We start from the raw sequence: 13212 nt of genomic DNA, 5'->3' as shown, positions 1-13212 counted from the left end.
ACATCACAACAAGAACCCTTTCTAAAATATTTAATCCTCTTAAATCTCTCTTATTAATATCTATAATTCGTTTTATACAGCAATTATTTTAATTACCACACGATAGAATCGTGCGGCAGCAGCGTTTGAACTTTATAACCAATAAACGCGATATAAAAAAAACGATTTGTTTAATTAAAAGTATGAAGCTTCATACTTTTAATTAAACAAATCGTCTTCTAATTAATTTAGACTAAAACTCCAACGATAAAGATTAATCACCACAACAGCCACTATCTGAGTTTTCATATTTATCATCTTCTTTAAGCTCTTCGATTTTAATATCGCAGCAGCTCGACTTCTTGTCTTTGTCTTCTTTTACCTCTTCGAATTGTACAGCACAACAGCTCGATTTCTTTGATTTCCCAAATAATCCCATTTCATTAATTTTTAATGATTTATAATTTCTGTTTACATGATAATGTTGAAGGCATAACCGGTTATTACGGCTACCAGGAAGATGACTCCAATAAAGGATATCAATAATTTCCTTTTGAAGATCTTAGCCAGCATGGTCATTTCTGGTATTGCCATTCCGGCCCCACCAATAATTAATGCGATTGCTGTTCCCATTCCGACACCTTTTGATATTAGAGACATGGCAATTGGAATAGCCGTTTCGGCACGGATATACAAAGGAATACCGATCACAGAGGCAATGGGTACAGCAAATATATTTCCTTCACCAGCGTATTGTGCTATGGTTTCGCCCTTTGGCAAATAGCCATAGATTGCTGCACCTACAGCAACTCCTGCAAAAAGGTAAGGTAGTATTGGTAATAAAGAGTCCCAACCTGCCTTAAGTGAAAGTTTAGCTTTTGCACCAATAGATAAAGCTCTTCTCGTATCTACACCATTATTTATGGTATGCGCTCCACCTGATACTTTAACCGCCTTTACATACTTCGAAAAGCCAAATTTGTTGAGTAAGTATCCAAATAAAACCGATAAGGTAAATGCAAAGGCAAAGTAAATGGCTGCATTGGCAACGCCTACTGTTGCAGCAAGCATGGCTACAATAATCGGATTTAACAGAGGCGATGAAATTAAGAATGACATAACTGAACCGAATGGCACTTTTGCATTTAAAAAGCCCACAGTCATTGGTATTGTAGAACAAGCACAGAATGGCGTTACAGAGCCAAATATGGCTGCAGCAATATTGCCAATTATGCCTTTACCTGCGAATAATTTCTGAAGTTTATTTTGATTCACATGCATCATGATGTATTCGATGATGGCCGTAATGGCAATGAATAAAACAAAGAGTTCGAGTGTGATAAACACAAAATTCCCTAAGGTCTTGGTAAGACCATCGTAGAATGGGGTTTGTATCAACCCCAATGAGTGATAGAATAAATTTCTGAATCCTGATATGATACTTTCTTGCATGATTTTTTCTTGTTGATGATGTAATAAAATAATTGACTCTAGATTCTAGTCAATTATTAAGCTGGACAACAAGTGGTCTTTCCACTCCTTCCATATATCTGTCTAAAGCAGATTATAGATTTATTCTTCGCCATTTTAATAAACTGTTTATGAATTTTAATTCATAGTAAAGGCGAAGAGGGAGTGCAAAAGATGCAAGAGGAGCTATTTTTTATTGGGAGAAAACTATAATATCCTTAATATAGACCTGTAACCAATTCTGTTCTAACAAATTGGCGCTTCGCCTCAACCGAGCTTTTTGCGAACTCATGAGCTTTGCGAATAAACCAGACTTCTTTTTTGGCTTGATCCAAAAAACGAAGCAAAAAAAATCAAGGCTGCTTTTTTAATATCTTTCTTATTTGCCTCATGCTTAAGTGCGGCCGGGTGATTTTCGAACAAAGTTCTCAACTTCCCGATCTCTCTAAAGCTTTCGTAAAACGAAAAACATTAAAAAAAGATGCCATATTTCGAGGAGCACAAAAAGACCCCCTTCATTCTGTTATTAATCTTAAATGTATTGGTATCACTAAAATACACGACATCAACAAAAACGTTTAGGACGCTATTGGCCTGTAACCTAATCTTTTCGATCAGCTCTTTTTTCGAGGAGAGGTGTACAATGGCTCTTTATTTCACATGATACAATATTGCCTTGAGCATCGAATTCAATATCACAACATTCAAAAAACTGCTCTCTCAGTTTTTTACGAGCACGTTGAATTCTCGACTTCGCTCCTGGCAGACTTATATCCAACTTCTGAGCAATTTCTTTTTGAGGTATGCCATCTATATCGCTCCATTGCAGTGGCAGCGCATATTCTTCTGGCAAGAGATGAATCAAATCGGCTACATCTTCAGAAAGAATCTGCTGAAAATCAGATGAGTTTAAATGATTTAGATTAATGTATTCTTCTTCCCGTATAGTCTTATTTTGTAATCTGAAGTAATCGATAATGGTATTTCGGGCCACGTAAAACATCCAGCTTTTTAGATTTCTAATCTCCTTATCTCGAATACAAGACTCCATAGTTTTCAGAAACACTTCCTGTAAAACGTCGTTAGCAGTTGATTCATCTTTTATCTGTTGACGAATAAAAGCCAAAAGGTGTGTACTGTACTTTAAATAAATACTGTGAATATCGCACTGCATAAGTTTCTTTCTTTGTTATGTGACTCAAATTAGAGAATATAATCTGTTTTTTCAAACTGTATAATCGTAAAGTCCAGATTCTATATACCATTAAAACCCCCAAACCTTGAATGATCTGGAGGTTCCTTTCATTATTAAGCATTAGTTGTTCTTCGCGCTTGAAGCCCCACAACAACTTGATTGATTTTCGACAGTAGATGCTTTCTCATTTTTAACCGTTTCGTCGGCTGAAGTCTCATTTATACTAGAAGGACAACAAGTAGTTTTAACCTGAGGTTTTGAACAACAAGATTCCTTAATCTCTTCTGAGTTCGAATCATAATTTCTTTGATTACTTTCCCTATTCAAATTACTTGTATAAATCAGCATACCCACAGTTAAGACAGATACAATCCAAAGAAAAGCTTTTGACTTTCTTTTATTTGGAGCTCCCTCTTTTGAGTCTGTTCCACAACAAGAATTGCTCTTTTTAAAATACAGGCGATAAAATCCTATAGCTAATGAAATTAAAGCCACTGCAATAAGATAAGGTTGTATGGCATGTAGAAAACTTAACTGACTGGCTCCTATTCCGACTGAAGCCAAAACGCCAGCTAATATTGGCGCCCCACAACATGTCACGCTACCTAATACGGCCAATAATGCAGCTCCTACTCCGGCTAAAGTTGATTTCTCTTTTTTCATTTATTACTAATTTATTTGAATACATATTTAATAAGTCGGAGAGACAATCGAAAAGATGCAACATCATTAAAGAAAATTGAAATTAAAATGTAACTATCTTTAATTTCTCTTACTAAATAAGTGTAATCAAATTTGAAGCATTGAAAAAGGAAGATCAATTTAATCAGATACTATCGGAGAATAGCGAGCGCATACATAGGATATGCCGCTACTACAATTCGAATACGGAGGATCAAAAAGATATGTATCAGGAGGTGCTGGTAAATATCTGGAAGAGTCTGGACAATTTCAGAGGCGATTCGGCTATCAGCACCTGGATTTATCGTGTTGCGGTAAATACCTCGCTAAGCTTTACGGGTAAAACCTACAAGCAAATGAAACTGATCGTAAGCACCGATACGCAGAACCTTTCCTCCATTCTCGACGATGAAGGTTTGGAAGACAAGCAAAAAGAAGAAAGTCAGTTTAATCTGCTGCAAAGCGAACTGAATATGCTTTCGGTTATCGACAAAGCCTTAATATCACTTATGCTCGAAGGCCTCAGCATGAAAGAAATTGCTGATGTCATTGGTATTAATGAACCTAATGTAAAGGTGAAAATCCACAGAATTAAAGCACAACTCAAAACCAAACTGACAAGAGGAGGTACAGATGAACTTTAAAAGAAATACTACGGATAATCTCGATCAGTTGGTAGGTAAACTCCAAAAAGAGGATAAAACATATGGTAATCTATTCAAACTTCTTAAAGTTGTCTATTGGATTTACATTCCCATTTATATTCTGCTCGCCATTGGAATATTCTTAATAACTAAAGAAATCAATAATCTGTTTGCTGGCCTTTGCTTCATTATTTCTTTTATAATATTTGCATTAATTGCAGGCAACTATCAGAAAGATTTCAAAAATACCGATTACTCTTTACCAACTCTTATGATGTTGAAGAATGCGGAAAAGCGATATCGCCCTTTTCAATTAAAAGGTTTATGGGTAATACTTGCTATAATTTTCATGGATGCAGGCTTTAGTATTAATTCCTTTGCGAAAAATCATATCATGACAATTCAGATTATCTTTTTAGGATCAATGTTAGTAGGATTACTCATTGGAACAATAATTTGGTTTATCAAACACAAACCCCTGCGGGATAATGCACTTAGACTTATTGCCGAAATTGAAGGTGAATAAAAGAAGAACTCACGCTATAAAACAAATGCCCTCTCTTAGTGAAAGAGCATTTTTGTTTACAAGTTCACGAAAACAAATATTAAGCTTTAGTTTCTTTAGCAATTTGGCTCGCTTCTCGTAGCAACTGCTCGCTTACCTCAGCAATATTGTAGATTAAAACAAGTTTTTGGCGTGCTAGCGCGAGCTTGTAGCTCGTGCTCTGCGAATGCAGTCAAAAAAGGCTACAAAATTTCAACAGAAATCTGCCCAGCTTCTCCAGCATATTTTTTTGCGCTGCTGTATTTCCAATGAATTGCTTGTTCTACAAAACCTGCTTCAACCGGATTATTATGAATGTAGTTTAGCTTTTGAGATATGACTTTATTACTCCACAATTCAATAGGTTGGTTGTTTTGTTGCCAAAATTGCCGATGTTTCACATTGCTATTCATTTTACCAGCACGCTCCATCATCCAAAGCATCCACTCTCTTCTACTTTCCTGTGGATTTTCTTCAATCATCCTTTGAATTTGCTTTGATGAGTAGCTTTTAAACTCTTTAATAATTTTACCTGGATCAGAATTTTGATCGTTAAATATCAAGTGGATATGACTAGGCATAATGCAGTAAGCATATATGACCATTCCCTTGTGAGTACAACAATATTGTAAACTCTTTGCTAGAGCAGCAAAATATGGCTCACGAACAAACACATCAATCCAATAGACAGTAGCAAAACTAATGAAGTACAGACCTTCTTTGTTATGGAACTTATATTTCCGACTCAAAACCTTAAAATTTAACCTAAGTTAAATAATATCTGGCAATTATAAAGTATTTGTTTAATTCTACAAACAAAGATTTTAAGTTTACTATTATGACCGTTTTCTAAAATAGTCTGTCACATTGCTCTAAGTGGCTTGTACTGTGTTTTAATTTCTGCCTATTCAGAATACAGATCCCGATATCTATCGGGAACAAGCTCGCACTAGCAAGAAATAGATCAAGTATAATACAAATGCCCTCTCGTAATGAGAGGGCATTTTTGTTTTTCCAATTCACGAAAATAAGTATTAAGCTTTGGTTTCTTTAGCAATTTGGCTTGCCTCACGAAGCAACTGTTCGCTCACCTCAGCAATATTGTAGATTAAAACGAGTTTTTGGCGCTCTACTCCTTTTTCGCAAGAGGTGAGTAAAGTCGACAATTCATCCAGAAAACTGTGAAGACCAATGGATGGATCACAAGGCTCGTTTTCGTGTAATGCTGTTACCGCTCTGGCCAATACCTTTTCAATTTGCAGAAACATATCCTGCTGTTCCTTGCTGATATACTTAGCCGTATTTTTATGAGCCCCTAAAGCAGATAGGTAAGACAATAGAGCATGATTGAGATAGGTTAAGGAGAAAGCATGTTTCTGAAATTTCTGTTGCTTTTTAGGTTCCAACTTCATACTCTTCCAAGCCAAAACTAAAGCATTATCCGCTAAATGCGCCTTATGCCTGGCAATTCGATAATTCAAATCATCCGTTTGGTGCTCCTGATATTCTGATAAAATAGAACTAAAGTAGATTCTGTTTTTTTCCAGAGCTGTTGTCAACAAGCCAGGCAGGCGTTTCTGTTGCCAATCGGGCCATAAAAAACGAACAGCTGCAATGGCCAATACGGCACCTATGATGGTGTCCATAATGCGAGGCCCCAAAATGATTAGGCCCTTACCCGCAGTCACATTAAAAGCAGCGATAACAAAGATGGTAACGAAAACTACCGAGACTGCATAGTTTTTACGCAACCAAACGAAAAAGGCATAGGTCGCAACAAGCATCAAAAGGGTTTGCCCCGCCATGGTTGGTAGTAGCTGAACAATAAGCACACCTGCAAGCACGCCCGTTAAGGTTCCTAATACCCTTTGGAATAATCGTCGGCGAGTTTCACTATAACTGGGCTGACACACAAACAAACTGGTCAGTAAAATCCATTCTCCTTTTTCAATATTAAAGCCAAGCATCAGCACATAAGCAATTAAAAAACAAGCACTCAGTCGAATTGCATAGCGCAAACGAGGATGATTCCAATTCAATTGTTCGGTAAAACGTTCCCATAGCGATCGGCTATCTCTGTCCACACGTGGAAGCAAGCCAGTTTCAACATTAAAATTCAGGTTCTGTAGGGAAATATGTGACTGAGTCAGATTTTTCAACAATAGAGATAAGTTATTCGTCTCATGCTTGGAGAGTTGCCTCTTAATTTGATCATTTAAGGCTGAAATGGTCCATTTTAGAGCAACCGGATGCTGATAACTAGTTCCCGTCAGCATACTTTTCGAAAGTTGATGACAGGCTTGTGATAATTGTAAGAGGAGTTGTCCCAATCCTTCCAACATTTCATGATTATCAGTGTCCTTACTCAATAAATCGTAGCGCTCGTGACTCGAAGCCGCTCTTTCGTGAAGACTCTGCAACAACAAAAACTGATGCAAGTATGGGCGAAGCAAAGTCTGATCGTCCAGAGCATCAGCATAGGAATTCAATACATTTTTACAACGTTCAAGAGAGTTAACCACTTGTATATTTTGAAGAGATAATCGGTTAATCAATTTTTCCTGAACCTTTGCTTCGCTAGGGAAAAGTTCCGATTTCTTTTTCATGTATAAGGATAAATCCTCAAATCCCTGAGCCAACTGTTCCTCCAACAAACGCCAGGGACGATAGGCTAGCAATGATAATGAAAGGACGCCATAACACAAGGCTCCAGCTGGTAATAAAAGAGGTTGCCAATACCACTGAATATTAGGATCTCCTCCCAGCATGGTGTAAATGGCCACCAACAAGGCTCCAAATGTAACGCCTCTATAGCGTTCGCCAAGTCCTCCCAATATGATAAAAGTGAGTGTAGAACCTACTAATCCCACACCAAATAAAATGGGGAAAGGACGTAATAATTCGACAGATGCACTTGATATGGCAAAGCTGATTAGCGTGAGGATTAATGCTTTTATTCTCCCCTTAGGATGATCATCGGTTTCGGATAAGGCACCAGCCAAAGCGCCCAAGGCTAGTGTGACACCGATAAATGTAAGATTAAGGGCAACAAAGGGAACCACCAAAACAGCCACGGCAATGGCGCCTTTTAATGCAAACAAGCGATTGGGATAGCGCCAAAAAGTGCTCACCCAAAACTCCTGCAATCCCCTGGCTTTCAATTTCCTTTTTCTCTCCACACCCATTTTCAGACAATTAAATCTTAATTAAGCTTTAAAGGTAGCAGAACAAATTGAATACATTGGAAGGTCGAATTAGAATTAGCCTTATGAAACTGAGTGTGAAAGCCAGCTTTCTGCTTGAGAAAATAAGTTCATAAAAATGCCCAAACCTTGAAGAGTTGGGCATTTATGTTAGCTATTTAAAGCGATGTTCTGGTGGAGCTGCAGGGGATCGAGATGAGATATAGCAATGCTGAATATAAGCACATTATACAAATAAGGTATCCTAATAGGTATCTATAATTATAAAATAAGAAACTAATTGTTCTAGATTATTTCTACGGGACTAATCGAATTCGCTTGGCTCAGTTGACCGAAAAGCCTTTTCAATTAAAACTTGAATAAATTGAAGATCATCTTTGATCATACAGAATCATATTCAAATCAGCGTCTGATATCAGTCTTCTTTCTTTTATTTCATAAATTTCTAATCACTCATTGCAAATTAATTCCCGCTAACTATCGGGACATTCATTGTTGATCATTTCTTCGGCACAAATGAAGCAGCAAGGCCCATGCCTCACTGCTTCATTTTTTTTTATTCGATATAGACCCTACCTGTTTATCTAGGCTTCACTGAAAAGTCGAAAGGTCTGAGTGTACCGAGCTTGCGAGCTCACTGTAAGTAAACGAAGTCCGCCTCAAGCGTGATAAAGGGTGATAAAGTCTTAAAAGTCAAAAGGTCAAATAGTCGATCCCGTAAGGTTGATCTAAAATTAATCAATGATGAAAAGAAAAAATACATCCATCTTTTCTAAACTTTCCTTCCTTTACCCTTTACCCTTTACCCTTTATCCTTGTTTCCCTTATCCTATATCCCATACCCTTATTAACTCTAAGCTTATTCCCTTTTAGATAGATTTTATAGGCAAAACCGCCCACAAAATGCTTGAGATCATTGGCAAAGGCATGCAGGTAAAGGTGTTTAAAGAGCAAAACAGATGCCCCAACATTGAGACTCTGACTGTCGTATTCGGCAATGAGAGAGAACTGCTTCATAAATGAGGGGGATACTGAAACTCCTCCAAAAACACCATCCAATTGACCACCATTATAAGCGCCCAAGCCTGAACCAAGACTAAGCCCAATATTATATCCTTTCCAATTAAAATTCTTACTTGCTACGCTATAAACTGTTCTATAAAAACGACTCTTGCTTCCAGGTGAGGCATCTAAAATATCATTTTCTCCAGGACTTGAACTAAAAATATCATTACCACCAATAAGCAAAGCCGGCAGGTATTTTTTCTCCTTTAATAGCTGAGCTCTGAAAGTGAAAGACCTATCCTGATTTGTGTACCTCCCTGAGTTTTCCATCTTAAATAGGGTACAGCGATAAGTCAGCTCGAGAAAAGGTAAAAAGGTCAGATTCAGGAAGTAATTCCCCGTATTATATGAAAAAGCAGACGGCGTTATATTTTCTGGCAGATAGTTTGACCCAAACATAAAAGTTCCATCTCTCTGCATTTCAGCAGAAGGTATATTCAGTAAACCTGTACTCCCTGAAGTTGCCTGGGCACTCAGCCAAAGGGGAAAACAGATCAGAAGTAGAAGTTGAATGCTTTGTTTCACAGGACGGTATTTGTTTGGATACTTTTTAAATTTAATGGATAATAATTGAAAAGAAGACTGTCCGGAAGTAAATGAATTATCTGGAATATCATCATTTTCAGAATTAACATATAGATATGTTTTGTCATGAAAATTATATTATTATGTGAATCCTTTTTGCTTTTCAGTTATCGCCTACTTCTGTATCACACTTTACCAAATCCAGATATAGAAAAGAGGGTGCCAAAGATGTATTGACACCCTCATTAATCCGATTAAAATTTATAACCAACTGACAGACTCAATTGAGGACCTGCAATAGAAACCTTTTGAGTTTGTGAGTCCACAATTTCAGCCTGGGTATATTCCCCAATCATATAAGAGAATTCAGCTCCAATCAAAATATGCTCGCCAAACACTTTGTCAATCCCAATAACAGGAGCAAAGGAAACATCGTGACCATTCAGGTCTTCTGATGTCATCACGTCGTTTTCCGATTGCATATCAAGCGTGTTGTTGATATCATAGTAGAAAGCTTCTAAACCACCATACAACTGAAAGCCTTCTCCAAAAGCGACCAACTCAGGGGCATAAAAAGCACCCAATGAGAAACGGGTAAAGGAAACCTTAAGTTCGTTAAGACCAAGTCCCTGCTCTTCTGCTTTATCAGACCAGTACGAAACGCCTGCTCTGGCTCTGAATTCAGAAGCCACAATAAAGCTTATATTTCCCCCAATAACGATATTCGACCCCAGCTCCTCACGACTGCCAGCAGCAGGCAGATAGGTATCGTTCCAATAATCCATTTTAGGACTATATAAACCTGCACTAAGGTTCACACTGTGAACAACAGAAGCTTTTTCTTTATTTTCGCTATCAAACTCTTCGTAAGGCTTATAAGAGTGCTGAGCCTTTACCTGTGAACTCACAACTGTTAAAAGAAACAGTACAACAATCAAAAAATTCTTTGACATCATATTTTTGTTTTTAAAGTCGACATTAATTAGTTACCCGATCCTCCTGTATGACATCTATGCCGTCCTCTAGGACCCCAAATTACAGGTGTTTTTGGAATATCAATCGTATACCCCTTGGTGACATTTCTCAAATGCTTTATTGTGTATTGTCCACTTATAGTTCTATAGTAGCCCAATTGAGCCTTAACTTTTTTCTTTTTAGTAAAAGAAGTCGTAATAGGCTTCTTTAAATCATCGGCGGCTTGTGTTGTTGAAGAATCAAAGGATTGAGATATAATCGCTACAAGTTCTTCATCACAGACCCCTGAAAAAAAGATAGGTTGTGATAAAGTAAATCCCTCATTTTTCCATTTATCTTTCTTTACAATAACAACACGGCCGATTTTTTTTAACAATAATTTAAACATACCATCACTTTGATCTAAATCAATAGTAACAACACTCTTAGTTATAGAGGATACTAAAAGGGCTGTATAGTCGTCAGAAACAGTTTTGAGTGATCCTTTTGTTCCTTTTTTACCAGTCTGTCCCGGAATTGGAAAGGTAATCTCGATAGGAATCTCAAAGGTCTGTCCTTCCGGTAATAAGCTGAATGATTTCAAGGCAATATGTCCATCAATCAATTCCACTTCGTTACTTTCGGCAGCTATTTCGGCAGCAGCAGGTGTTTCGGTAATGCTAATCTCAACAGATTCTGTCACACAACCAGCAGGAAAAACAACAACAGCATCGGATCCTTCCACGTCTACGTTTGTCTCTACTGTAGGATCTACTGTTACCGACTCATTGACTTCAGCCATAAGTACAGTCGTATAGTAGTTCCAGTCCGATCCCTCAGCGACAGCACTTCGGTCGATAGTAATGGTACATGTTTTAGAAACAAAACCTTCTCTTTCCATAAGAACAGTAAGCACACCATCGTCACGCGATTTGACGTCAAGAGTAAGTACGCCAAAACTAACCAGTAAACTTTCGGTAGATCCATCAGGATAGGTCAGTTTTGCTACAACATCCGACAAAGAGACTCTCGTCTCAGAGTTAAGCACTAAAATTTCCGCGGTTTGAACTGCTTCTGGTGTATAAAACTGAATGGGTTCAACGTCTTTTTTACAGCTCTTTATTAGAGCTAAGCTACCTATGATACATATCACACTGACAAAAGACATAAATCTAAACACTCGATTTTTTTTCATAAATTAAGTAATTGAGTTTTGATATAAATAGGATTGTAATTATTCTCAGTTCTGTTCGCATTGGGTCGTGTTTCGTAATAACGCCCCTTTACGAACTCTGTACCCGCATTGTATTCCCAATCGAAGTAGGGCGCAGTAATCAGCCTAAAGCTCCTCTTTCTTTTTCGTTTCTTAAACATTAGAGGCAGGGTAAAATGGAAACCCCCATTGGATTTCCCTCCTGAATACATAGCAAAAAAACCGATGGACACAGGACCAAAGTGACGGCTTAAATCAGCACGCAGGCCACAATCACCATTAATGTACTTCCCATAAGTCAGAGCGGCCTGCAAATTGAATATAGTATCGAAATAACGTGTTTTCACAAACCAAGTCAACTGATCGATGCTGGACCTAATCCAGCGACCTTCGAAAAAATGTGATGATCCCGTTAGCCCCATATTGGTTTCCAACTCCACTCGATTATTAAAAAAGGGATGATAAACACTGGCATCTACACCGTAACGATTGGCATTAAAATGCCCCAGCACAGCTCTGGCAAAAAAGGACTTCCCCATTCTGAAATTCTGAGCCAGACTAACAAAACCCGGACGGATTTTATCGCCTTCGGGTCCAAAATCATTGATCAGTGGAAAAATAAGCTGACCGGTAAACTGCATCCCCCTCCAAAGATCCACCTCCATGGCTGGGGCCAGATTGAACTGTGTTTCATATATCTGATTTAAGCTCGTATTCTGAACCGCAAGTTGAGGATAAAGAACAAAATCGACCTTATTGAGATTGGTATTCCAAGAGTTCTTATTCTTTAAAAAGTCATAGTTCTTATCAAGTTTGTAACTAATGTGCAAGGCATCTACCATCCCCGATTTGGGCAGATCTCCTTTTCGATACAGCAACCACTTAGCGGCAGGCACCTGTATCTGTATTTGAGGCATGCCATGATTCATCAGATAGAGCGATATTTCGATATGCTTCTCCGAATGGGCAACAAGGGTATCCAAAGCGACAGCAATGGCCTCCACATCCCATCGGTACACATTATTTTCAAGGGCAACAAGTAAATTATCATTCTGAGATAAAACATTGACATTCTCAAAGCCAGACAAACATAATTGATAACTCAAAAATTGATCTGAGTCTTGCCCCTTAGCAGACGTAGAGAACGCCAAGGCTATGAGTAAAAAAAGGCTTTTCAATATGTTTCTCATAGGAGAAAAATCGTTTCAAAATAAAAGATCAAATACTTGTTTACGGATAAACGCCATTAATCCCTTTCCTTTTTTCTTATAACTTAGCCTGGGTACAAAGCACACTCAAGCCTGTTATCCGATCTCATACAACACTGAAGAAGGGCATTTATAAATGCTTAATTAATTTCTACACGAACAGGCGGAATCTATTTAAATAAACATATCCATCTGTTTATGACTACTATATCACCTGAAATAGTATCCTATATCTAAGATAAAGATATAATCCATATCCACCAATTAATACTTTAGCTATCATTATGATGTTCGAGACAAGGTGAAGGGTAGAAAGGACAAAATAATTATGAATTATGAATTAATAATTTTAAAAATAAATCCCGATTCATCGGGACGGGAGGAGAGAAAGAGTAAAAAAGTGGAAGAGTGAAAAAGTAAAAAAGTCTGTAAAATGTGGTCCTAGCATGAGCCATCCATTTGCTCTAATTGGACTGGACTTGCTACAAACTATTTCCCCTCATTCCTTTTAAGGAGGGGTGGATGGTTTTC

12 protein-coding genes are annotated in these 13212 nt (G+C 37.7%); 2 read left to right on the top strand and 10 right to left on the bottom strand.

Features of this window, described 5'->3' with window-relative positions:
• Positions 1–253: 253 nt before the first annotated feature.
• The 4 genes from ACXR6G_RS19445 to ACXR6G_RS19430 all read right to left on the bottom strand — a co-directional run bounded on the left by ACXR6G_RS19445 (position 254) and on the right by ACXR6G_RS19430 (position 3307).
• A complete protein-coding gene (locus ACXR6G_RS19445) occupies positions 254–418 on the bottom strand; it encodes a hypothetical protein (RefSeq protein WP_458363118.1) in 165 nt (54 codons plus the stop codon).
• 32 nt (positions 419–450) lie between these two features.
• Complete coding sequence (locus ACXR6G_RS19440; protein ID WP_458363117.1) at positions 451–1431, bottom strand: permease; 981 nt, start codon at positions 1429–1431, stop codon at positions 451–453.
• Between the two features lie 619 nt (positions 1432–2050).
• On the bottom strand, positions 2051–2623 hold the full coding sequence (locus ACXR6G_RS19435; RefSeq protein WP_458363116.1) for a sigma-70 family RNA polymerase sigma factor: 573 nt from the start codon (positions 2621–2623) through the stop codon (positions 2051–2053).
• Positions 2624–2764: 141 nt separating this feature from the next.
• On the bottom strand, positions 2765–3307 hold the full coding sequence (locus ACXR6G_RS19430) for a hypothetical protein (protein ID WP_458363115.1): 543 nt from the start codon (positions 3305–3307) through the stop codon (positions 2765–2767).
• A 140-nt stretch (positions 3308–3447) separates the two neighbouring features.
• Between ACXR6G_RS19430 and ACXR6G_RS19425 the strand changes: the two genes are divergently transcribed.
• Both ACXR6G_RS19425 and ACXR6G_RS19420 read left to right on the top strand, forming a co-directional pair.
• A complete protein-coding gene (locus ACXR6G_RS19425) occupies positions 3448–3969 on the top strand; it encodes an RNA polymerase sigma factor (protein WP_458363114.1) in 522 nt (173 codons plus the stop codon).
• Complete coding sequence (locus ACXR6G_RS19420) at positions 3959–4495, top strand: hypothetical protein (RefSeq protein ID WP_458363113.1); 537 nt, start codon at positions 3959–3961, stop codon at positions 4493–4495. The genes ACXR6G_RS19425 and ACXR6G_RS19420 overlap by 11 nt, the downstream gene beginning before the upstream one ends.
• 221 nt (positions 4496–4716) lie before the next feature.
• On the opposite strand, the gene ACXR6G_RS19415 is transcribed toward ACXR6G_RS19420, so the two are convergent.
• The 6 genes from ACXR6G_RS19415 to ACXR6G_RS19390 form a co-directional block, all read right to left on the bottom strand.
• On the bottom strand, positions 4717–5262 hold the full coding sequence (locus ACXR6G_RS19415; protein ID WP_458363112.1) for an REP-associated tyrosine transposase: 546 nt from the start codon (positions 5260–5262) through the stop codon (positions 4717–4719).
• Between the two features lie 285 nt (positions 5263–5547).
• A complete protein-coding gene (yccS, locus tag ACXR6G_RS19410) occupies positions 5548–7698 on the bottom strand; it encodes a YccS family putative transporter (protein ID WP_458363111.1) in 2151 nt (716 codons plus the stop codon).
• An 813-nt stretch (positions 7699–8511) separates the two neighbouring features.
• Positions 8512–9306, bottom strand: coding sequence for a YjbH domain-containing protein (locus ACXR6G_RS19405; RefSeq protein ID WP_458363110.1), 795 nt, complete (start codon positions 9304–9306; stop codon positions 8512–8514).
• 254 nt (positions 9307–9560) lie between these two features.
• The gene (locus ACXR6G_RS19400; protein ID WP_458363109.1) at positions 9561–10262 is read right to left on the bottom strand and encodes a hypothetical protein; all 702 of its coding nucleotides are present in this window, start codon (positions 10260–10262) and stop codon (positions 9561–9563) included.
• Positions 10263–10288: 26 nt separating this feature from the next.
• Positions 10289–11455 (bottom strand): hypothetical protein, encoded by a 1167-nt coding sequence (locus ACXR6G_RS19395; RefSeq protein ID WP_458363108.1) that lies wholly within the window; start codon positions 11453–11455, stop codon positions 10289–10291.
• Positions 11452–12663 (bottom strand): YjbH domain-containing protein, encoded by a 1212-nt coding sequence (locus ACXR6G_RS19390; RefSeq protein WP_458363107.1) that lies wholly within the window; start codon positions 12661–12663, stop codon positions 11452–11454. The genes ACXR6G_RS19395 and ACXR6G_RS19390 overlap by 4 nt, the downstream gene beginning before the upstream one ends.
• Positions 12664–13212 lie beyond the last annotated feature (549 nt).

The sequence above is a fragment of the Ancylomarina sp. YFZ004 genome (assembly GCF_054254355.1).
This window is presented reverse-complemented; position numbering and strand designations above follow the sequence as displayed.

Coding starts and splice junctions, on each gene's coding strand:
- ACXR6G_RS19390 (WP_458363107.1), bottom strand. CDS start 12,663: ATGAGAAACATATTGAAAAGCCTTTTTTTACTCATAGCCTTGGCGTTC.
- ACXR6G_RS19395 (WP_458363108.1), bottom strand. CDS start 11,455: ATGAAAAAAAATCGAGTGTTTAGATTTATGTCTTTTGTCAGTGTGATA.
- ACXR6G_RS19440 (WP_458363117.1), bottom strand. CDS start 1,431: ATGCAAGAAAGTATCATATCAGGATTCAGAAATTTATTCTATCACTCA.
- ACXR6G_RS19430 (WP_458363115.1), bottom strand. CDS start 3,307: ATGAAAAAAGAGAAATCAACTTTAGCCGGAGTAGGAGCTGCATTATTG.
- ACXR6G_RS19420 (WP_458363113.1), top strand. CDS start 3,959: ATGAACTTTAAAAGAAATACTACGGATAATCTCGATCAGTTGGTAGGT.
- ACXR6G_RS19400 (WP_458363109.1), bottom strand. CDS start 10,262: ATGATGTCAAAGAATTTTTTGATTGTTGTACTGTTTCTTTTAACAGTT.
- ACXR6G_RS19445 (WP_458363118.1), bottom strand. CDS start 418: ATGGGATTATTTGGGAAATCAAAGAAATCGAGCTGTTGTGCTGTACAA.
- yccS (WP_458363111.1), bottom strand. CDS start 7,698: ATGGGTGTGGAGAGAAAAAGGAAATTGAAAGCCAGGGGATTGCAGGAG.
- ACXR6G_RS19435 (WP_458363116.1), bottom strand. CDS start 2,623: ATGCAGTGCGATATTCACAGTATTTATTTAAAGTACAGTACACACCTT.